Source organism: Acinetobacter bereziniae LMG 1003 = CIP 70.12 (assembly GCF_000368925.1).
In the GTDB taxonomy this organism is placed as follows: domain Bacteria; phylum Pseudomonadota; class Gammaproteobacteria; order Pseudomonadales; family Moraxellaceae; genus Acinetobacter; species Acinetobacter bereziniae.
On record NZ_KB849756.1, the window covers coordinates 1,613,362 to 1,634,355 of the forward strand.

Consider the following 20,994-nt stretch of genomic DNA (forward strand, 5'->3'; position numbering starts at 1 on the left):
GTCGACATTCTCCCACAGCATTAAAATTTTGCTATATTGATCAAGTCATGATTTATCCATTGCGATCAACTGTTATGTACTTCAATCCTCGTTATCCCACGTTGAATCCAAAACTATACCATGAGCAAATGCCCAACCCGCTTAAAGGTGTAAAAGCAGGACATTTTAATCTTACACTTGCTGATGAATTACAATGGTCGGATGAAGAAAAAGCACAGTGGGTGGAGATTTGCAGTGGACAAAAAACATTCCCAGAATTCCATCCTTTAGCGATGGTCTATGCAGGACATCAGTTTGGTCAATGGGCTGGACAATTGGGGGATGGGCGAGGTTTGTTGATTGCCCAAATTATCAATCGTCATCATCAAACCATTGATCTGCATTTAAAAGGCGCAGGCTCTACGCCCTACTCTCGCATGGGCGATGGACGAGCTGTACTTCGCTCAGTCATTCGTGAGTATTTGGCAGGTCATGCCTTAAATTCGCTTGGTGTCCCATCAAGTAATGCAGTAGGTTTTACCTCATCAACTCAAGGTGTTCAGCGAGAGAAGCTTGAACTTGGTGCAATGATGTTACGTACATCAGATTGTCACATTCGTTTAGGGCATTTTGAATGGATCAACCAATACCAACCTGACCTATTGCCAGAATTCACCCAAAAATGTATCGAATGGCACTACCCTGAATGTTTAGAGCTTCAGCAAGCAGGCACTGAAAATCATATCTTGGCTTTTGCACGCAAAGTGATTCAAAATACAGCCATCATGATTGCCAAGTGGCAACTGGTTGGCTTTGCGCATGGGGTGATGAATACTGATAATTTAAACATTACAGGTTCAACTCTCGATTTTGGTCCTTATGGTTTTATGGAACGATTCCGTCCAAACTGGATCAATAACCACAGTGATTACAATGGACGTTACACTTATCAAAACCAACCCAGTATCGCACATTGGAACTTATGGAACTGGTTAAATCATTTAATTCCACTTGCTCAACCTGAAACAAAAGAAAAATTTAAACAGGATTTGGTCGAATGCTTGGAAGATTTTGAACCTACCTTTCTTAAACACTATACAGATGGGCTATGTCAAAAACTTGGGCTTCCAAACTTTCACAAAGACAGCTTTGACTGCGGTATGAGCTTTTTAAAAATTTTACAAAGCGAACAGCTTGACTATACCAATAGCTTTATCCGTTTACAAAATAAGCAGTATGAAGCCATTCAAGATGATTGCCTAGATCGCCATCAATTTGAATTATTTTTGACTCAATATGAAAGTATTCGTGAACATCAAGATTTAGATGAATTGGATGCTGATATGAAACTTGCCAATCCAGTTTATATCTTAAGAAATCATATGGCTCAAAAAGCCATTGAGCAGGCTGAGCGTGATGATTTTTCTGAAGTTGATCGTTTATTTAAGTTACTCAGCCAACCTTTTACACGTCAAACTGATTTAGAAACCGCTGCAGATTTGGCTCCTTTAGCAAGTGATTTACCTGAAGTTATGGTGAGTTGCTCATCTTAGGTCTATTTTGAGTAATCATACTTACCCACAATTTCTGTGGATAACCATGTGTTTATCCACAGGATAAATCCACAATCACAATTCAACTACAGCTTCCCAGTTTAATTTGGGTAAAATTTAGACAATACATTGCTTTACAACATTCGTAATTTAAAATGAATAAAAAATATCTCTTTTCAATTTTTGCTATTTTCATTGTGATGATCGCTGGTGGATGGTTCTATCAAAAATATAATCAATTTATTCCAACAGCAAATGCTGCCATACATGTCAAAAATTTATCACAGCAAGACATCACTCTTATTCGTCAAAACACTCCGATTACAGAGGTTAAAGTTTATAAGTCTGCTCGCATTGTCCAATTGATGCACCATGATCAAAAAATTCAAAGCTATCCAATGCGCTTAGGCTTTACCCCCCAAGGTTATAAAGTACAAGAAGGTGATGGAAAAACACCTGAGGGACAATATATTTTAGATTGGCGCAATCCGAATAGTGCCTTTTATAAATCTCTGCATGTGTCTTATCCAAACCAGCAAGATCTCGCACAAGCCAAACGACTCGGTGTTTCCGCGGGTGGTGATATTATGATTCACGGTTCTGCAACCACTTCACAAATCGAGAAAATGCCGAGTTTAATGAACTATTTACCTCGAAATGACTGGACATGGGGCTGTATTGCCGTTAGAAATGTTGATATGGATGAAATCTGGAAACTGGTGGATGATGGAACCATGATTCGCATTTACCCATAATTGAATTAAAAAGAGAACATAATGACTGGTGAAGAAATCCGAACTTTAGCATTTAAGATTGCGTCACATTTGCCTAAATCCGAACTTGACTATCCTTTTGGTGAGGATGTTCCTGTTTTTAAAGTGATGGGAAAAATGTTTATGTTAGGCTCTGAACTGCATGGCAAAAAACTGATTAATTTAAAAGTTGAACCTGATCATAGCGAAATGTTGAGAGATCTCTACCCCTCGATTCAGGTGGGCTACCATATGAATAAACGTCATTGGATTTCAGTCTATGAAGGCGAACAGATCAGTGCTGATCTGATTCAAGACTTGGTTGAAGGCTCTTATGAGCTTGTGAGCAAGAGCCTGACCAAAGCCCAAAAGCAGGTATTGGCGGTTTATCAACATATTAAATAATTAGCGGGCTTTGGATCGCACATTAGATCAACAGAGCTAACCTCTATCTATTCACGATTCAGTCAAAATTAGAATGTATCAATAAATATCAAGTTATATGTTTATTTTTCAAACATAACTTTTTACATTTATAAACATTTACCCACAATATCTGTGGATAAACCTGTGTTTATCCACAACGATGAACTTAAAATGTCGAAAACTTAATCTTCTGGATATTCAAAACGATAGCCTACGCCATAAACAGCTTGTACCCATTCATGACGATTTCCAGTTTCCGCTGCTTCAGATATTTTACGACGTAAGTTCTTGATATGACTATCAATAACACGGTCTGCAACATCAAAACTATCTGGGTTAATATGGTCTAAAAGTTGCGCTCTAGAATAGACTTGTCCCAAATGTTCGAGGAAAAGCTCTAAAAGACGAAACTCAGTTGGTGTTAAATTCAACGATTTTTGTTGATACCAGATGCGTTGTTGTGCTTTATCAATCCGGAATAAATCATTGGCTTCAGGTTCAGCTTTACGTTCTAAACGACGTAACACAGCTTGTACACGTGCAACCAATTCCTTAGGACTAAATGGTTTACAAACGTAGTCATCAGCACCCATATTTAAGCCCAACACACGGTCAATTTCTTCAGTACGCGCTGTGACCATAATGATCGGCAGATCGGTTTGTTCACGCACTTTACGACAGATCGTGAGACCATCCATACGAGGAACCATCAAGTCCAAAACCATGAGGCTTGGCTTACGTTGTTGAAAGCTTTCATAGGCTTCTTGACCATCATGAAACATACTGACTTCAAAGCCTGCCGCTTCTAGATAATCCCGCACCAATTGCGCAAGTTCAACTTCATCTTCTACCAGCATGATATGTTTCATGTTGTGCTATTCCTTTTAAACTTTCGTATGTTTTGAAAATGTCAATTTGCAACGCAAACCGCCTAAAGGTGAATGATCAAAAGTTAATTGTCCACCCAGTGCTTGCGCAATTTTACCAGATAAAGCCAAGCCTAATCCTGTGCCACCTGTACTACGCGTACGTGAATCATCAACACGATAGAATCGCTCTCCTAAACGTGCAATCTGTTCATCACTCAAGCCAAGCGGGCTGTCATCCACAATCACACTCCAAGATTCAGCGTCTTGTTCAGTATGTACCTGAACTTCACCACCCGCTTCAGTATAACGAATACTATTTCCCAGTAAGTTGACCATAATTTGCTTAAAGCGATCTATATCTAATTGTAATTTCGCCCCCTCACCTGTTGCTGAGACATTGAGATTGGCTTGTTCAAACTTTGGTTTAAAATTATCAATCTCTTGCAAAACCACAGACCACGGATCAACTTCTGCAAAATAACATTTTAATTGCTGTGCTTCTGCCTGTGCTAAATCAGCCAAATCTTGAGTGAGTTTTTTCAAACTCGTCACCTGACGCAACATCGCAGCAAAATGTTCAGGTGTAGGTTTACGAATACCATCCTGCATGGCTTCAATTTGTGCTTGTAATACAGCCAATGGTGTTTTTAATTCATGTGAAGTATCTGCAACCCATTGTCGACGAGAGGTTTCATGCTGATCTAGAATCACTGCCAATTGATTTAATTCTGTTGATAAATCACCAAGCTCATCATTTCGTTTAATTGCAACTTGATGCTGGAAATTACCTTTGGTGAGTTCACGTGTACCATTAAGTAAGCGTTGAATTGGCGTTTTAAAATAGGTCGCTAAAAGTAATGCTGCAACCAAACTCGACAAAAATGTAAAAATATAGATCAGTACCAAATAGCGTTTTTGGCTACTAAAGAAATTGATGCTCGAAGCATCATCTTCATCCAAAACAGGTTTAAGCCCTAAGTAACCCACCACTTGTTCATTGACAATAATTGGGCGATAAGAGACTTGATCATCTGAAGGCTCACCCAATACAAACTGATGTTTGGCATCATATAAAGAAAGACGTGAACTCAATCCTAAACGGTCTGGCATGGATACAAACATCTTCTTGCCATTTTTTGGACTAACCATACGCATTGGATCACGCATAGACGATTCTTTTCCTTCAGCAGGAGGGTTTTCGTGACCTCCCGCGATATGTCCTTTGTCCATCGGGGGCTTAGCTTTGCGATCAGAAGGTTTAAATAAGTTTTGATTTGAACTGAGCGGAAATTTCAAACCTTCAAAAGGTTGGTAGGCTGAAGGCAAGTTTTCTTCAAGAATTTTTATTTCTTCTTTGTCTAATTGGGATTTTGGCGTAGCACCTTCGGTCTGCCCCAAAGTTGCCATCATCGTATGTTCTTTAAAATAACGTTGCTGCAAAGCAATATCGTACTGACGACGTAACCACCACCGCGATAACTTGTCATAATCATCAGGTGCAGCATCACCTTCGATTTGTAAAATTTGCGCCTGAACTGCATTGCCCCAGTCTTGATATACACCATAAACATCTGCCAAATTCTCAATCAAATGATCAAGTTTTTGCATTTCGACATCAGCAACATATCTGGCAAAGTTTTTCTGCATGGTCCAATGCAATACACTCAAACTCACTGTCGTGATGACTAATGTCGTCAACAACACCGTGAGAAATAAACGTAAAGCGATGGGGACTCGGCGTATTTTCAAAACTGATCTCTCGTTTTTCTTCTCATTTCAACATTGTACCCAACACTTGCTTAAAATACTCTCCATTGTTTCTACATCATTATTATTTAATCTTTACTGTATCCACAAATATACAGAACATTCATTGGAGTAGTAACAATGAAAATGATCACAAAAATCACATTATTGTCAGCAAGTATTCTAAGTATGGGGGCTTTAACTGCCTGTCAATCTAATCCAGGTCCCAAAGACGATCCAGAAGGTCGTCCAATGATGCATGGCGGACATCATAAAATGTCACCTGAGCAACGTGAAGAAATGAAAAAAATGCGTGCGCAACATAAAGAGATGCGCCAGCAAATGCAAAAAGCCTGTGACGGTAAAGCGATTGGTCAAACTGTTCAGGTCAAAGCTGGTGAACAAAGTATTGATGGAACATGTAATATTGTATTCAAAGCTGATCGTAAAGCGATGAAAGAAATGAAACATGATTTCCGTCGTGATGGAGAGGATCGTGGACGTATGATGCGTCACGATGGACCACGTATGAAAGATATGACAGATGAACAGCGTGCTCAAATTCAGCAGGAATTTGCGCAAAAACGTGCAGAGCGTAAAGCGCAATGGGATGCAATCCAAAAATCTTGTGCTGGTCAGACTGATGGAAAAGCCATTCAAGTGAAAATCGGTGATAAAACTTTAGCTGGTCAATGTGTTGTGAAATTTCAACCCGATTTTAAAGCAGACCGTGCAATGCCGACCATGCCACCTAAAGTATAAAAGATATGTGGGATAAAACGGCATAACTTGTTGATTATCCCGATCATAAAACCTGAATCTCAGCACTGAGATTCAGGTTTTGTTTTATAGATAAAACGCCTGATTTTTCATACAAGTGATTTGATTTCAATCATTCAACAATATATTCATCACATTAATTTTATTGATCAAGAGAAATTGTTTTTACTGTATGAGCTTTCAACAGATTGGCTATATAAATACCCCCCTAATGGATTTTTCCTCGAAGCATCAGTCATATTTCATCTCTCATAAAAAAAACGATCCTTTAGGATCGTTTATTCTATTTTAGCGATTCAATTACTTTGAATTGTCTGAAATCAATGCCACTTGTTGCGCGTAATTTAACAACTTCAGTTTTGAAGCTGCTAATTCTTCAGCAGAAGCCTGACGCGTAATATCACGGTGAATACGTAATACATGCTGACGTAAGGAATGCCCTTCTGCCGCATTATAAGACTTACAAAACTCTTTAATTGCAGGGTCACGTTGTTCAATCATACGTTCAACCCAACGATCAAGCTGTGCGAGCTTTTTAACGCCTTGTTTTGGCGTTAAATACGATAAAATTACAGCTTCATCTTCATTACGCAAAAGCTTTCCAATGCGTTGAAATTGACGACGGCGCGCTTCAAAAGATGTAATCAACTGCACATCTAATAAAGCCTCAATTAAGCGCTCTTCAACAGGTAAAGATTGAATTTGTTTTTTTGACAACTCAGCGAGTTGCTCACCTAAAGCAGCCATACGCTGTACAGCTTTTTTCTGTTCGGTTTTACTTGCACGCCCTTCTAAAGACTCAAAATCATCTTCAGTAAAACGTTGCGGACGACGTGCCACGATTATTCTGCCTCGTAAAATTTATCTGCAAAAAGTGCTTGAACTTCAGACAAAGCTTTTTCTTCATCTACACCGTCAATCACTAAACGCAAGGTTGTTCCTTTACCAGCTCCCAGCATAAGTAAAGAAAGGATATTCTTGGCATCAACCAACTTGTCACCTTTCCCAATTTGAATAGAACATTTAAATTTGGTAGTGACTTCGATGAGTTTTCCAGATGCACGCGCATGTAACCCTAATTTATTAATTACGTCAACAGTTGTGTCAATCATGACCAGTGCTTCATTTCTCTATGTAATACTTGAATGGTCCATTTCGACTCAAGAGCCTTTTTCAACCGATCCACAATATAAACCGAACGATGTTGACCGCCCGTACAGCCAATTGACACTGTAATATAGTGACGATGACCTTCCGCAAAAGCAGGCAACCACTTATTTAAAAACTGATAGATGTCTTGATACATCTCATTTGCTTGCTCGCTGGCTTCTAAAAAATTACGCACAGGTTCATCCAAACCCGAATATTTACGCAACTCTAAATCCCAATGTGGATTAGGCAAATGCCTTACATCAAAAACAAAATCTGCATCTAATGGAATACCATGTTTATATCCAAAAGATTGCAAAATTAAAATTAGTTTATCGGACTGTCCCAGTTTGGACAATAAGGTATCTTTTAAATCATGTACACTTTTGTCAGTGGTATCAATATGTGCTGTTGCCCGCAGTTGAATCGGCAACAATAGATTTTTTTCTTCTTGGATACATTCATTTAAACTTTGAAAACGATTTGAAAGCGGATGAGGACGTCGAGATGCACTAAAACGTGAAATTAACTCCTGATCACGGGTCGTTAAATAAATAACATCTACACTTCCATGTTTTTGTATTTGTTGAAAAACATCATCAAAACCTTGTAAATCTTCTTTTGCGCTACGAACATCTACACCTAGCGCTAACAATTCTAAATTATTTTCTCGGTCAAGTTTTTCAACAATTTCAGGAAGCAATGCCAGAGGCAAATTATCAATACAGTAATAACCCAAATCTTCCAGTACCTGCAAAGCAGAGGATTTACCTGAACCAGATTGTCCTGTCACGATAAGTATACGCTTCATGGCATAGCGATCCTAAAAGCAAAGTTTATGCAGAATATTTCACTTGTAAATTGTCAATCAGACGGGTTTTGCCTAATTTCGCTGCAACAAACAATACAACATCTTGGTCGAACTGTTCAACTTTTTGTAAGGTTGGGCTACGTGCTTCAACATAATCCACCACTAATCCTGCATCAGTCAGACTTTGACGAATCTGTTGAAGCACGTTTACAAGTGTTTTACCCGCATGTAGATCATCTGCAGCAGTTGTTAAAGAATTAAAGATAACAGGGGCTGTTTGGCGTTCCTGCTCAGATAAATATCCATTACGAGAACTTAAAGCTAAACCATCTTCAGCACGAGCAATCGGTACACCAATCACTTCAATCGGCATATTCAAATCACGAACCAACTGTTTAATCACAGCCAATTGTTGATAATCTTTTTGCCCAAAGAATGCAAAATTGGGTTGTACAATATTGAATAGCTTGGTGACCACAACAGCAACGCCATCAAAATGACCTGGACGTTGTAAACCACATAAATCATCTGTAATTTCACCAACACTAATATTGGTCAATCGTGGATATTTACCATACATTTGCTCAACAGATGGCGCAAAAACAATATCGCATCCCACTTCAGCCAATAAGTGGCTGTCATGCTCTAATGTTCGAGGATAGTTATCAAAGTCTTCATTTGGTCCGAATTGGATCGGATTGACAAAAATACTAACTACCACCACATCACACAACTTACGTGCTTCACGAACCAGATTTAAATGACCTTCATGTAAATTCCCCATCGTTGGTACAAAACCAATGATTTTACGCGCTGATCGAGCAGGATTCAGTGATGCTGATAATCCTTGAATGGTCGTTTCTGTTTTCATCTTTTACAGCTCTACTTGGAAAGTATGTTCTTTCGAAGGGAAAGATTTGTCTTGCACAGCAAGATGATATGCTTTGAATGCATCTACAATTGCTGTTTCACCTGTTTGCTCTGTCATAAAGTTGCGTACAAAACGTGCTACTTTTCCAAAAGTCAAACCCAACATATCTTGCACAACCAATACCTGACCATCTGTATCAGCACCAGCACCAATACCAATCACAGGGACATGTGGGAATAATTCAGCAATTTCTTTACCCATTTGTGCCGGAACACATTCGAGCAGTAATATTGCCGCACCAGCTTCAACCACAGCTTTACAGTCTGCAATCAATTGATCTGCAGCTTCACGTGTTTTTGCCTGAAGTTTATAACCACCGAAAACATGTACCGATTGAGGTGTTAAACCTAAGTGTACACATACCGGAATACCATTTCGTGTCAGCACTTGTACAGTTTCTGCAAGCCAAGCACCACCCTCAATTTTAACCATTTGCGCGCCTGCTTGCATGACAGTTTTAGCATTCACTAAAGCATCATTGAGCGTTGCATAACTCATAAATGGGAGGTCACATAAAATAAAGGCATGCTGATTCGCACGACGTACAGCGGCAGTATGATATGCCATATCCGCGACCGTAACAGGCAAGGTTGAATCATGCCCTTGAATGGTCATCCCTAAAGAATCGCCAATTAAAATAGTATCAATTTCGGCAACTTCCATACCTTTTGCCATACTTGCATCGTAGCAAGTCAAGCATGAAAATTTACGACCCTGAGTTTTAAATTGTCTTAAATCACTTAGACTGATCATGACGATATCCTCTATCAATGAGAGTTCTTTAGCACATCCAACAGTTCAGCCTGCCCAACTTTGATCAGCCAAAACAGTCAATGTTGAATGTTGCACAAGTTCTAGGTTTTGTAATGATTGTCCGTTTACCTTTAACTCAGTATCCAAGTCTAATAAAGGAATCACCACAAAATCACGCTGCAAAATACCAACATGTGGTACTGTGAGTCGCTCATTTATAATGTTTTTTTCAGCATAAAGCAAAAGATCTAAATCCAAAGTCCGCTCACCCCAATGGCGTAAACGCACTCGACCTGATTCATTTTCAATCCGTTGCAACTCATTTAATAAATCTAATGGCGCTAAATGGGTTAACAATTGGGCAACTGCATTGTGGTAATGCGGTTGATCTTGTGGGCCCATGGGTGGGCTGTGGTAAAGCTTGGAAACCTTCACCTCACCCAATTGTTTTAACTGCTCAACAGCTTCACGCAAAATCTGTTCTGAATCACCCAAATTACTGCCTAAACCAATATAGGTTTTATTCATCATTGCGTTGGTCCAAAGATCACTTTGCTCAAATCACGTTGTACACGTCTACGCTTGGTGATCGGGTGATCCGCTGTAATTTCACCTTTGTTGACTGCTGCTCTGCTGTCATTTCTGCTTTTAAAATCATGTGATGCTGCAGATGGAGTATGGCTGGCATTGGCTTTTTGACGAGAACGGCGACTACGTGACTCTTGTTCTTTGACTAGTGGTTCAATCTCGGTTGAAACAGTTTTCACTTCTTCAACAACAGGAGATTCAGCTAACTTTTTACGGCTTTTTGCTCGTTGACGATTATAACTACTGATTGCACGCTCTTTTTCATCACTAGACATGGTTTGGTAAGCTTCCCACCAAGCCCCCATACCGTTGGTCGTCGAATCACCAGACTTTTCTCTTAACAGTAAAAAGTCAAATCCAGCACGGAAACGCGCATGCCCTGACAGCGCTTCAATTTGTTGCGGTTTTGGATTTAACAGACGTGTCTGCATTTCCCAAACCTCACGGATAAACGTCTCCGCAAATCGAGGGATAATGGTCCGCGTCGCTTGTCGTTTTAAAACATCCAAACCTGCTTGTGCGCGGGCTTCTGCCGCAACTACACCTTTAGCCTGATAAAAATCACAACGTGCTAAAAAATTGTTCCAAAGTAACACGGCATAGAAAAAAGCAGGATTGATGGTTTTGCCAATTTGAATTCGCTGGTCAGTATTTTTTGCTGCACGCTCCATAAATTGAGTAATTTCAGGGCTAATATCAGCAAATAATTGTTTCCAAATACCAAACTCGATCAACATTGGCATGACACGATGTAAATGTCCCATCGTGAATAGTTTTTGTGATTCATCGTATAAACGGTGTGGAGAAACATCACGCAAAAGCTGCGTCATCTCTTGGGTAAAAATTTTTAAAATTTTAGGATCGATACTGAAATTTAATTTTGCCGCAAAACGCAATGTACGCAACATACGTACAGGATCTTCTTCAAAACGTAGAGTCGGATCACCCAATAATCTTAAAGTTTTGGTTTTTATATCATCAATGGCATTACAAAAATCAAGCACTTCACCCTTACGTGGTTGATAATACATCGCATTGATAGAAAAATCGCGACGTGCAAAATCTTGCTCGATGGTTCCCCAGTTATTATCACGCAGAATCATGCCTTGAGCCGAAGTGATCGCTTTCTTGGGTGGGGCACGAAATGTTGCGACTTCAATCAATTCACGACCAGAATAGACATGTGCCAATTCAAAACGTCGACCGATAATTCGACAACGACGACCGAAAACTTCTTTGACTTGCGATGGCGTTGCATTGGTCACAGCATCGAAGTCTTTCGGATTTAAGCCGAGCATTAAATCACGCACACCTCCACCGACTATATAAGCCTCATAGCCAGCTTTGGTTAAAGAATCAATAACATCTAAAATGGAAGAAGGTAATTGAGCGGTGGATAATCCACACTTTGACGCACGCAAAGTTTGCAAAAGACACTGTCTCCTACGTCAGGACGTAAAAATCATAATTGTGCTAATCATATCGCTTACACAGCTAAAGGGCAATTTGATTCTCGCAATCTTGCATTGAAATTGTGATCCTTAAATGATTGATCTCAATTTTAAGCTTGCATGTTTTTTAACAATACTTTATTTCAGATCAATGACGTTTAGCTTTGATTTTGACATCCTCATTCCCTTAAAAGAGGGTGATTCCTCCTGCGAGACGCTCATGTCCGAGCGCAAGAATATTCATTGCCGAGTTTATATCTCGATCATGGAGCGTACCGCACTCCATGCACTGCCATTCTCTTATTCCAAGACCCATCCTACCTTTCGGACTACTGAGCCGTGAGCTACAGCACGAACACGTTTGGGTGGTATACGCTTCATTGACTTCTTCAAACCACACTCCTGCGTTCTCGCATTTATACTTGAGCATTGTTCTTAGTGTTGTCCAACTGGCATCTAGCACTGATTTAGCTAATTTAGTTTGTGCGAGTGCTTTGGCATTCACATTGCCAACGAAGATTGCTGCATGTTCATTTACCAATTTACGGCTGAATTGATGCAGCATATTTTGACGGATATTTTTAATCTTAGCGTGAATTGCTTTGACACGTTTGTTATTTTTTGCTCGTTGAGCAATGCCAAGTTTTTGTTCATATTCATGATAGATTTTAGGTGCTTTGAGCTTTATGCCATCTGAACAAGTGGCTAAGTCTTTCAAACCTAAGTCTATGCCTATTGAGGTTTTAGCTTCTGATTTGATTATTGGAATAGCTTCTACAACTAAACATACATACCAACGACCACGGGCATCTTCCACAAACGAGCCTGTTTTAACATTGTATTTGCTTAATTCGTAACTATCCCAAAGCCTGAATTGATGCTTACCATACTGCACATAACCATCGGCATACTTGATTGCTACCTTTTTGAATGGTATCCAACCGAGTGAACGCCTTGCTGATTTTTTATGACTGACACGCCATTTTAATTTTGCTTTTTTGAATTGCTTTCTTCGTGTAATGAGTTCTTCTGTTATGGCTTGAATGGTTTGACTATGCAAATTACATTCTTTTGATGTGCCTTTGGTGTACTTGGCAATGTCGTATGCTGAAAAGAATTGTTGTGTGCGTTGTAGATGCTTGAAACACAAATCATTGACGAAATTCCAGACGAAATTGACTTCGGTCGCTAGTTAGTCTAGTGCCTTGCAATGTTTGTCTTTTATACGTAATTTAAGTGTTTTCATAGCATTATATTAACAAAAACTTTTCATGAAAAATGATATTATTATATTAAAACGACATTTCATGTCGTATGGTTTACGCTATTCGCTTATATCCTCGGGCTAAACCCCGAGGTTTTACGCTCCGATGGATAAAAACAATATAAGATGATTGATTATATTCCAAGTTGGTTTTTGTTTTTCTCATAAAGTGAAGGACCAATCCCTTTGACATTCTTTAGCTCTTCCACATTTTTAAACTTTCCGTACTGATTTCGATAATCAATAATGGCTTGTGCTTTCTTTGCACCAACCCCACTTAACTGCTGTAATTGGATGACATTGGCACTGTTCAAATTTATTTTTGGACTGGAAGCGGATGGAACCTGTGCTGAAGAAGCCTGTCCTTTTCTTCCCAAATGAGTTTGGGAAGGCTGGATATTGGGGCGTGAAAGATAGTAATTGTCATCTACTTTTTTTAACTGAGCATCTTGTGCTTGTTGCTCAGCTTTCCATTTTAAATAAGCCTGATCAAATTTCTGTGCATGTGACATCACAGTCATACCCAATAAAGCTAGGTATAACCCACTCAAAAGCACAGATTTATTTAATTTAACTATACAATTTATCACATATTTAAAACGACTCATGATGTTCCTAATGTTGTAATTTTTGCTTTGCTTCATCCCATAATTGATCCATTTCAGTCAAAGTCACTTCTTCTATTTTTTTGTTTTTAGAATTGATTTGTTCTTCAATATAAGCAAAGCGTGATTTAAATTTAAAAATGGTGGTTAAAAGTGCCATTTCGCTCGAGATATTCAGTTTACGCCCAACATTGATTAAAGAAAATAAACAATCACCAAATTCTTCGATAATTTTTTCAGACTCTCCCGCTTGCATGGCTTCTTCAAACTCAGCCAACTCCTCTCTGACCTTGTCATAAGCTTGCGTAACATCGGGGAAATCGAACCCCACTTTTGCCACATTTTTTTGAATATTTTCTGCCTGAGTCAACGCTGGTCCATGTTTTACCGTATCTAATCGGGATTGAACTTTACCCTGCTTTTCCTGTTTTTTTATTTCTTGCCATAATGACGATACTTGTTCTGGGGTTAAATTTTCAAATTTTTGCTTTTGGAATACATGTGGATGACGTCTAATTAATTTCTGACAAATTGCATCAACCACGTCGTTAAAATCAAATGCACCTTGTTCACTGTACATTTGTGACTGAAAAACGACTTGGAGTAATAAATCCCCCAATTCATTTTTAATCTCATCAATATTTCCAGAACGCACAGCCTCTTCGACTTCATAAGCTTCTTCAATCGCAAATTGAGTTAGGCTTTCTGGGGTTTGTTCACGATCCCAAGGACACTCTGTACGTAACTGTTTCATGATGGCTAATAACTGTTCCATTTTATGTCCTTTAAGATCAATAACAAATGACGGTACAACGCTTGTTGTTGCGAATATTTTATGTTCAACTCTTTGCAATTAAAAAATAAAATTGAAGGATGTTGTAATGAGCCAAAGTATATTCATTAGTGGAGCAGCACAAGGCATTGGGGCTGCAATCGCACGTCTATTCTACCAACAAGGTTACCAAGTTGGTATTTATGATATCAATGAAGTACAAGCGCAAGCCTTAGCAGATCAATTGGGTCATAACGCCAAAGCTGGAAAATTGGATGTTCGTGATTATGCACAATGGCAAAAAGCATTAGCAGAATTTTCTGAGTGGGCTCAAGGCTTAAATATTTTAGTCAATAATGCGGGCATTCTTTATTCAGGTGATTTTGAAAAAACAGACATTCAAGCACATCAAAGCACGATTGATATCAATGTGAATGGCGTACTCAATGGTTGCCATGCTGCATTTCCCTACCTTAAAGAAGCTAAATTTGCTCGTGTCATCAACCTTTCTTCAGCATCAGCCATCTATGGTCAGGCTGATTTAGTTTCTTATTCTGCCAGTAAATTTGCGGTACGTGGCATTACAGAAGGTTTAGATATCGAATGGCAAAAATATGGCATTCGTGTACTTGATGTCATGCCACTCTTTGTTCAGACGGCGATGGTCAAGGATATGGATTCTGGTGCGATTCAAAATATTGGTGTTAGTCTTTCTCCGCAAGATGTTGCAGAACAGGTATTTGCTCAGGTGAAAGCCAAAGGTACACTTTTCACAGCAACACATCGCCCAGTGGGATTAAAGACCAAGGTCATGTTTACACTTTCTGCAATTAGCCCTCAATTTATCAATCGCTTGAGTAATTTGATCCTTACACGAAAGCCTAAAAGTTGAGTTGCATAAAATTAAAAACGAATCAAACCATTTTGCTTAACCATTTCAATATATTCTTGTAAGCCATAAAAAAACTCGCATTTAGCGAGTTTTTTTATGGCTTCAATGAGTGAGTCTAATCAATGCAATCCTGTTTAGTTCCCTTGAACCAAACGGCGTGCACTGATAATACCTGGTTGTTGCTCCAAACGAGCGAGCAAGCGAGACAATTGCGCCAAGCCTTTAACCTCAATCAACAATTTCATATTCGCAATACCATCTGCTTCTGAAATCGTATTGACTTGGCGAATATTGATTTGGTCAGAGAAAATCACTTGAGTCAAATCTTTGAGCAATCCACGACGATCATAGGCTTCCACAACGATTTGAACACTTTGCCCACGCGTTGGTTGCATTTCCCAATCCGCTTCGACTGCACGGTCAGGTTCTAACTTAATCATCCGCATATAATCAGGACAAGCAACTTTATGGATACTTACACCACGATTTAAGGTGATATAACCTGCAATCGACTCACCATGAACAGGTTGGCAACATTGCGCAATGTGCAATTCAACATTATCCAAACCATCAATTAAAATACCATGTGCAGACAACGTATGGCTTGCGCGTGGATTTAATGTAGGTTTCAGTACAAGTTCTGGTTCATCCTGATCCAAATGCATATGGCGGTTGACTTGATTAATCAACGCATGAAGACTGATATCACCACTGACCAGTGAAACCAAAATATCATCGCCAGATTTCACATTGAAGTGATTGCAGTAATCACTTAAATCAATACTTTTTGGATGAATCGCTAAACGTGAAAGCTCTTTATTTAACAACTCACGTCCAACTTCCAAGTTCTTACTACGATCTTGTTGTCTAAACCAATGACGAAGTTTATCTCGTGCACGAGCAGTCTTGATATAGCCCAATGAATTGACCAACCAATCACGGTTTGGCTCACGGTCTTTTTTGGTTAAAATCTCAACCTGTTCGCCCGTTTTCAAGGTATAAGTCAATGGTACATAACGTTGATTTACCCGTGCTGCATAGCACTTGTTACCAACTTCTGTATGCACATGATAGGCAAAATCAAGCACTGTAGAGCCACGGGGTAACTCTTTAATATCTCCATCACGGCTGAAGACATAGATCTTTTCAAAACCCTCAAAATCTTGGATTTGTTCAAAATCTTCAGTTTCATCTTCATTAGGATGCGCACTGGTTTCAGTACGTTCCTGATAATGTTCCAATACCGCACGTAAAGAATGTAGACGATGATTAAATGAATAATCTGTCGTTTTAGAACCTTCTTTATAATTGAAATGTGAACATACCCCAAGTTCCGCTTCTTCATGCATTTCTTTGGTACGAATTTGAATTTCCAAAGATTTGTTTTCAGCAATTACCGCCGTATGCAATGAGCGATAACCATTGGCTTTCGGATTGGTAATATAGTCATCAAATTGATGTGGGATATGACGCCAAATTTGATGAACGATGCCCAAGGCGTGATAACACTCAGCAACCGATTTGACCAACACCCGTAAAGCACGAATATCATAGAGCTGATCAAAGCTTAGGTTTTTACTCTTCATCTTCCGGTAGATTGAGTAAATATGTTTCACCCGCCCTGATATTTCAGCTTCAATATCATGGTCAGCCAGTTCGCTTTTAAGTTTTTCTACCACAAATTGAATATATTGCTCTCGTTCTAAACGCTTTTCATTCAGTAATGAGGCAATTTCTTTATAGCGTTCAGGTGCCAGATAACGGAAAGCGAGGTCTTCCAACTCCCACTTTAACTGAGCAATCCCCAGACGATGCGCCAATGGAGAGTAGATGGTTAAAATTTCTCGTGCGACACGCTCTTGGCGCTCTTTAGAAGAATGTGCCAATTCACGAAGCGCAAAAGTACGTTCAGCCAATTTAATCAACACCACACGCACATCTTCTGTGACAGAAATCAGCATCTTATAAATGCCTGTCAAATGCTCACGTTGATTGTTATTAAAATGGTCTTCTAAACGTTTATTTTTTTCAATCAGTTCAGACAGTTTACCCATTGCCAAAGTGCCTTTGACAAGATTGTAAACCTGTTCCCCACACTGCTGCTGAATTTCCTCTAAAGTGGTGAGATCTTCACGCACACTACGATAGAGTACTGCTGCTGCCAGTGTGTCTTCGTCTACATGCAAGTGTGCAAGAATATCTGCCATCCCAATACCTGTAGCAAAGGTATTGGTTCGTGAATTTACTGTGGTCGCCAATTCTTTTTGTAATACTAATTGTGCAACTTCTTCTAACTGTTTTAGTTCAGCACCGTCTAAAATTCCACGCACCCGATCTAGCCAAGTTGCTAGAGCTTGTTGCGCTTCATCGGCATGCTCTACAGTCGCTTCCTCTGATAGCTCATTGAGCTGATCAGGAAGTTGCTCACGTACTGTGACCATACCCTACTCCTCTAACTCTATATTTCATTATAAATCGTTTATCTCTAGTTTCTTTTCAAATAAAGCGATGGATTCAACATGTCCAGTATGTGTAAACATGTCCATTACACCTGCCTTTTTTAGCTGATAACCGTGTTGCACCAAAATCCCTGCATCCCTCGCTAAAGTCGCTGGATTACACGATACATAAACGATTCTTTTCGCACCAAATTTAGGGAGATAATGCATAACCTGCTCAGCTCCCGCACGAGGTGGGTCAATCAATAATGCATCAAATCCTTGATTTGCCCAAGAATAATGCGAAAAGTCTTTTGTTAAATCTTGTGAATAGAATTTAACATTGCTGATACGATTGTTCAGTGCGTTTTCTGTACCACGCGTCACCATCGCCTCACTTCCCTCCACCGCAACAACTTTGCCTGTGTCACCCACACATTTTGCAAGCGGAAGAGAAAAATTACCTAATCCACAAAAAAGATCTAAAACTTTTTCACCTTGCTTTAACTCAAGCAAATCACATGCCAGTTTGACCATTTGCGGATTTACTGTCGGATTGACTTGGGTAAAATCGGTAGGATTAAACGCAAAATCAACATCAAAATCATTTAAGCGATAATGTAAATACATCGCTGCATCAACATCATCGACCCGATGGACACTTTCAACCCCTGCAGGTTGCAAATACAACTGCCATTGCTTCTGTAACGCATATTGTTGCAATAGGTTGACATCATGCTGTTTTAATTTTTCAGTATGGCGAACCAGTAAAGAAATTTCACAATCCCCTTTGGCTAATTCTATATGACCAATACTGCTTTTGCCTTTTAGACTTTCGAGTAATGCCTTAATTTCAGGTAAGGCTTGATCCAGTTGAAGGTCTAAGATTTTACAGGTCTGGATTTCAGTGAGATGGTTGCTTTGAGCTTCCCGAAAGCCCATCAATAATTTATTTTGTTTGGGCAAAAACCGTACACCAATCCGTGCTTTATGACGATAATCGACACGTGTAGAGCGCAGTGGTGACAACCATTGCGCTGGTTCTAAACCTGCAAAATGACTGAGATGGGATTTTAACACATCCTGTTTTAAGCGAATTTGCTCATCAGGATGAATGTGTTGCATATTACATCCACCACAAGTCCCGAAATGCGGACAAATGGGTTCAATACGATAATGGTTTGGCTCACTCAGTAATTCAATACTGTCAGCTTCTTCAAGTTTTGAAACCTGACGTGTGATTTGAGCTTTAACGGTTTCACCAGGCAATGCGTAGCGAATAAAAACTTTTTTACCTTGTTTTTCCGTTGGATGGGAAAACTCAGTCCCGTAATGTGCAATCCCTCGCCCCTCATGTGACAATCGTTCAACTTTAAAAACATATTGAGGAAGTTGAGATGGTCGAGGTTTGGCTCTATGCTTCAAAGGAATACCTAATTGGGTGTGGAGGAAAAATCTGCCTGAGTAAATTCAGTAAGTTGTGACATTTCACGCCAAACATTTAAAAACTCATGTTGCTGAGGTTGTCCTTGTAAATAATGAATCGAAGCTTGAACCCACAAACGGTGATCTTGCAAAGTGATCTGTCCTTTTAACAAGGACCAACGCAAATAAATCAACCAGGTATTTAAAACATCACCCTCGCAATAACTGGTCAATTTTAGCCATTGCTGGGTCTTCACATATTCAGGGACAAAATAACCTGAGATACCACGTTTGCCGGGATAACCTAGCAAATGCGCAACATCATCCAATTTCTGAAAATGACGCCCATTAAACATCGCCATCACATCCATTAAATCAACATGACGGTTGTGGTATCGATTCTGGTAGTTATTATACCTTTTTTGCGTGTCAATCTCACCTTGATCGAACAAACTTGGTGCAGATAATCCGTGATACATCGAACGGAATAAAATCACAGGTAAATCAAACTGTGAGCCATTCCAACTCACCAAAGTCGGATGACGCTTATCAAAAATAGATAAAAATTTTTGTAAAATTTCGGCTTCGGTATAATGTTCTCGGCTAAATGAAAAGAGCTTCATCGCCCCATTTTCATCAATCCATAAACCTGAAATGCAGACAATTTCATGCAAAGCCAAACGTTGAAAATCCATACCAGATTCTTGACGGCGTAACTTGGCAAGTGCTTGCTCTAAATCATCTTCAGCTAAGTCCAATCCATACAAATGCGCCCCAGATTTGAGATCTGTTAGGGTTTCAATATCAAAAACTAAAACAGGAAGACGCATATAACTTACTCAATTACTCTCTAGTGATCATGAAATCATGGATCGACTTAAAACCATTATTCATCATCTTCAACAGAGAATAAACCTGTAGATAAATAACGATCACCACGATCACACACGATACATACAATCACCGCATCTGGATTTTCTTCTGCAATTTTTACTGAAGCCCACACTGCCCCACCAGAAGATGTTCCTGCGCTAATACCTTCCTGACGTGCTAAACGGCGAGCCGTTTTTTCCGCTTCAATTTGCGGAATATCCATAATTTGATCAACACGCTTTGGATCAAAAATCGTCGGTAAATATTCTTGAGGCCAACGACGAATCCCTGCAATATTTGAACCTTCAGAAGGCTGCAAACCAATAATTTGAATCTCTGGATTTTGTTCTTTTAAATATTTTGAAATACCCATAATCGTGCCTGTAGTTCCCATAGAACTCACGAAATGGGTAATTTTGCCGCCTGTTTGTTGCCAAATTTCGGGACCGGTGGTCAGATAATGCGCTTCGACATTATCAGGATTACCAAATTGATTGAGAACCAAACCCAAACCTTCAGTTTGCATTTGTAGAGCCATATCTCGTGCAGCTTCCATATTCGGTGCTTCAATCAATTCTGCACCATAAGCACGCATTGCGTCCTTACGTTCCTGACTTGAATTCCCCGGCATGATTAACTTCATTTTATAACCACGCATGGCAGCCACCATTGCCAATGCAATCCCTGTATTTCCGCTTGTCGCTTCGATCAACGTATCGCCTGGTTTGATTTGACCACGTTGTTCAGCTTTCATAATCATGTTATATGCTGGGCGATCTTTTACCGAACCTGCAGGGTTATTCCCTTCCAGTTTAGCCAATACTGTTGCTTGAGTATGACTTGCCAAACGCTGTAGACGTACTAATGGTGTTTTCCCAACATAGTGATCTAACAAAAATTCGTCGGCTAAGAAATCAGGTTGTGTGTTACTCATGGA

At 39.5% G+C, this 20,994-nt stretch carries 20 protein-coding genes and 1 pseudogene; 5 read left to right on the top strand and 16 right to left on the bottom strand.

Annotation, left to right across the window (positions count from 1 at the left end; genetic code table 11):
* Positions 1–74 precede the first annotated feature (74 nt).
* From F938_RS17305 to F938_RS17315, 3 genes are all read left to right on the top strand, one after another.
* On the top strand, positions 75–1,532 hold the full coding sequence (locus tag F938_RS17305; protein ID WP_010591079.1) for a protein adenylyltransferase SelO: 1,458 nt from the start codon (positions 75–77) through the stop codon (positions 1,530–1,532).
* A gap of 155 nt (positions 1,533–1,687) precedes the next feature.
* Positions 1,688–2,287: a L,D-transpeptidase family protein gene (locus tag F938_RS17310; RefSeq protein WP_005033839.1), complete on the top strand. Its 600-nt coding sequence runs from the start codon at positions 1,688–1,690 to the stop codon at positions 2,285–2,287.
* 21 nt (positions 2,288–2,308) lie between these two features.
* Positions 2,309–2,689, top strand: a complete 381-nt coding sequence (locus tag F938_RS17315; RefSeq protein WP_004824971.1) for an MmcQ/YjbR family DNA-binding protein — start codon at positions 2,309–2,311, stop codon at positions 2,687–2,689.
* A 203-nt stretch (positions 2,690–2,892) separates the two neighbouring features.
* On the opposite strand, the gene F938_RS17320 is transcribed toward F938_RS17315, so the two are convergent.
* Complete coding sequence (locus tag F938_RS17320) at positions 2,893–3,579, bottom strand: response regulator (RefSeq protein WP_004824972.1); 687 nt, start codon at positions 3,577–3,579, stop codon at positions 2,893–2,895.
* A 15-nt stretch (positions 3,580–3,594) separates the two neighbouring features.
* Positions 3,595–5,328 (bottom strand): sensor histidine kinase efflux regulator BaeS, encoded by a 1,734-nt coding sequence (gene baeS, locus F938_RS17325; protein ID WP_005033843.1) that lies wholly within the window; start codon positions 5,326–5,328, stop codon positions 3,595–3,597.
* 138 nt (positions 5,329–5,466) lie between these two features.
* Here baeS and F938_RS17330 point away from each other — a divergent pair, with 138 nt between their 5' ends.
* The gene (locus tag F938_RS17330) at positions 5,467–6,087 is read left to right on the top strand and encodes a hypothetical protein (RefSeq protein WP_005033846.1); all 621 of its coding nucleotides are present in this window, start codon (positions 5,467–5,469) and stop codon (positions 6,085–6,087) included.
* 318 nt (positions 6,088–6,405) lie between these two features.
* On the opposite strand, the gene yjgA is transcribed toward F938_RS17330, so the two are convergent.
* From yjgA to mazG, 10 genes and pseudogenes are all read right to left on the bottom strand, one after another.
* Positions 6,406–6,945 carry a ribosome biogenesis factor YjgA gene (yjgA, locus tag F938_RS17335; RefSeq protein WP_004824975.1) on the bottom strand — a complete coding sequence of 180 codons (540 nt, stop codon included), beginning with the start codon at positions 6,943–6,945 and terminating at the stop codon, positions 6,406–6,408.
* A 2-nt stretch (positions 6,946–6,947) separates the two neighbouring features.
* Positions 6,948–7,217 carry an HPr family phosphocarrier protein gene (locus F938_RS17340; RefSeq protein ID WP_004824976.1) on the bottom strand — a complete coding sequence of 90 codons (270 nt, stop codon included), beginning with the start codon at positions 7,215–7,217 and terminating at the stop codon, positions 6,948–6,950.
* On the bottom strand, positions 7,214–8,065 hold the full coding sequence (rapZ, locus tag F938_RS17345) for an RNase adapter RapZ (RefSeq protein ID WP_005033850.1): 852 nt from the start codon (positions 8,063–8,065) through the stop codon (positions 7,214–7,216). The genes F938_RS17340 and rapZ overlap by 4 nt, the downstream gene beginning before the upstream one ends.
* Before the next feature lie 25 nt (positions 8,066–8,090).
* Positions 8,091–8,936, bottom strand: coding sequence for a pantoate--beta-alanine ligase (panC, locus tag F938_RS17350; RefSeq protein ID WP_004824978.1), 846 nt, complete (start codon positions 8,934–8,936; stop codon positions 8,091–8,093).
* 3 nt (positions 8,937–8,939) lie between these two features.
* On the bottom strand, positions 8,940–9,749 hold the full coding sequence (gene panB, locus F938_RS17355) for a 3-methyl-2-oxobutanoate hydroxymethyltransferase (protein WP_005033852.1): 810 nt from the start codon (positions 9,747–9,749) through the stop codon (positions 8,940–8,942).
* A gap of 45 nt (positions 9,750–9,794) precedes the next feature.
* Positions 9,795–10,280, bottom strand: a complete 486-nt coding sequence (gene folK / locus F938_RS17360) for a 2-amino-4-hydroxy-6-hydroxymethyldihydropteridine diphosphokinase (protein ID WP_004824980.1) — start codon at positions 10,278–10,280, stop codon at positions 9,795–9,797.
* A complete protein-coding gene (pcnB, locus tag F938_RS17365; RefSeq protein WP_004824981.1) occupies positions 10,277–11,767 on the bottom strand; it encodes a polynucleotide adenylyltransferase PcnB in 1,491 nt (496 codons plus the stop codon). Before pcnB ends, folK begins: the two co-directional genes overlap by 4 nt.
* A gap of 208 nt (positions 11,768–11,975) precedes the next feature.
* Positions 11,976–13,034 (bottom strand): annotated as a pseudogene (locus F938_RS17370) (RNA-guided endonuclease InsQ/TnpB family protein).
* A gap of 152 nt (positions 13,035–13,186) precedes the next feature.
* A complete protein-coding gene (locus tag F938_RS17375; protein ID WP_005033857.1) occupies positions 13,187–13,660 on the bottom strand; it encodes a ComEA family DNA-binding protein in 474 nt (157 codons plus the stop codon).
* 7 nt (positions 13,661–13,667) lie between these two features.
* The gene (gene mazG, locus F938_RS17380; protein WP_005033860.1) at positions 13,668–14,432 is read right to left on the bottom strand and encodes a nucleoside triphosphate pyrophosphohydrolase; all 765 of its coding nucleotides are present in this window, start codon (positions 14,430–14,432) and stop codon (positions 13,668–13,670) included.
* Positions 14,433–14,538: 106 nt separating this feature from the next.
* On the opposite strand from mazG, the gene F938_RS17385 reads away from it, so the two are divergent.
* Entirely contained in the window at positions 14,539–15,321 is a 783-nt protein-coding gene (locus F938_RS17385; protein WP_005033862.1) for an SDR family oxidoreductase, read from the top strand.
* 134 nt (positions 15,322–15,455) lie between these two features.
* Here F938_RS17385 and F938_RS17390 read toward each other — a convergent pair whose 3' ends face one another.
* From F938_RS17390 to cysM, 4 genes are read right to left on the bottom strand one after another with little or no spacing between them, the layout of a single operon-like run.
* Entirely contained in the window at positions 15,456–17,762 is a 2,307-nt protein-coding gene (locus tag F938_RS17390; protein ID WP_004824987.1) for a RelA/SpoT family protein, read from the bottom strand.
* Between the two features lie 27 nt (positions 17,763–17,789).
* The gene (gene rlmD / locus F938_RS17395) at positions 17,790–19,184 is read right to left on the bottom strand and encodes a 23S rRNA (uracil(1939)-C(5))-methyltransferase RlmD (protein ID WP_005033864.1); all 1,395 of its coding nucleotides are present in this window, start codon (positions 19,182–19,184) and stop codon (positions 17,790–17,792) included.
* Between the two features lie 8 nt (positions 19,185–19,192).
* The gene (locus F938_RS17400) at positions 19,193–20,014 is read right to left on the bottom strand and encodes a 3'-5' exonuclease (protein ID WP_005033866.1); all 822 of its coding nucleotides are present in this window, start codon (positions 20,012–20,014) and stop codon (positions 19,193–19,195) included.
* A gap of 56 nt (positions 20,015–20,070) precedes the next feature.
* Positions 20,071–20,991: a cysteine synthase CysM gene (gene cysM / locus F938_RS17405; protein ID WP_004824991.1), complete on the bottom strand. Its 921-nt coding sequence runs from the start codon at positions 20,989–20,991 to the stop codon at positions 20,071–20,073.
* Between the last annotated feature and the right edge of the window lie 3 nt (positions 20,992–20,994).

What these genes read in the sequence shown, in the direction of transcription:
- F938_RS17305 (WP_010591079.1), top strand. Translation starts at nt 75, where the DNA reads ATGTACTTCAATCCTCGTTATCCCACGTTGAATCCAAAACTATACCAT.
- F938_RS17310 (WP_005033839.1), top strand. Translation starts at nt 1,688, where the DNA reads ATGAATAAAAAATATCTCTTTTCAATTTTTGCTATTTTCATTGTGATG.
- F938_RS17315 (WP_004824971.1), top strand. Translation starts at nt 2,309, where the DNA reads ATGACTGGTGAAGAAATCCGAACTTTAGCATTTAAGATTGCGTCACAT.
- F938_RS17320 (WP_004824972.1), bottom strand. Translation starts at nt 3,579, where the DNA reads ATGAAACATATCATGCTGGTAGAAGATGAAGTTGAACTTGCGCAATTG.
- F938_RS17330 (WP_005033846.1), top strand. Translation starts at nt 5,467, where the DNA reads ATGAAAATGATCACAAAAATCACATTATTGTCAGCAAGTATTCTAAGT.
- F938_RS17340 (WP_004824976.1), bottom strand. Translation starts at nt 7,217, where the DNA reads ATGATTGACACAACTGTTGACGTAATTAATAAATTAGGGTTACATGCG.
- rapZ (WP_005033850.1), bottom strand. Translation starts at nt 8,065, where the DNA reads ATGAAGCGTATACTTATCGTGACAGGACAATCTGGTTCAGGTAAATCC.
- panC (WP_004824978.1), bottom strand. Translation starts at nt 8,936, where the DNA reads ATGAAAACAGAAACGACCATTCAAGGATTATCAGCATCACTGAATCCT.
- panB (WP_005033852.1), bottom strand. Translation starts at nt 9,749, where the DNA reads ATGATCAGTCTAAGTGATTTAAGACAATTTAAAACTCAGGGTCGTAAA.
- folK (WP_004824980.1), bottom strand. Translation starts at nt 10,280, where the DNA reads ATGATGAATAAAACCTATATTGGTTTAGGCAGTAATTTGGGTGATTCA.
- F938_RS17375 (WP_005033857.1), bottom strand. Translation starts at nt 13,660, where the DNA reads ATGAGTCGTTTTAAATATGTGATAAATTGTATAGTTAAATTAAATAAA.
- mazG (WP_005033860.1), bottom strand. Translation starts at nt 14,432, where the DNA reads ATGGAACAGTTATTAGCCATCATGAAACAGTTACGTACAGAGTGTCCT.
- F938_RS17385 (WP_005033862.1), top strand. Translation starts at nt 14,539, where the DNA reads ATGAGCCAAAGTATATTCATTAGTGGAGCAGCACAAGGCATTGGGGCT.
- F938_RS17390 (WP_004824987.1), bottom strand. Translation starts at nt 17,762, where the DNA reads ATGGTCACAGTACGTGAGCAACTTCCTGATCAGCTCAATGAGCTATCA.
- F938_RS17400 (WP_005033866.1), bottom strand. Translation starts at nt 20,014, where the DNA reads ATGCGTCTTCCTGTTTTAGTTTTTGATATTGAAACCCTAACAGATCTC.
- cysM (WP_004824991.1), bottom strand. Translation starts at nt 20,991, where the DNA reads ATGAGTAACACACAACCTGATTTCTTAGCCGACGAATTTTTGTTAGAT.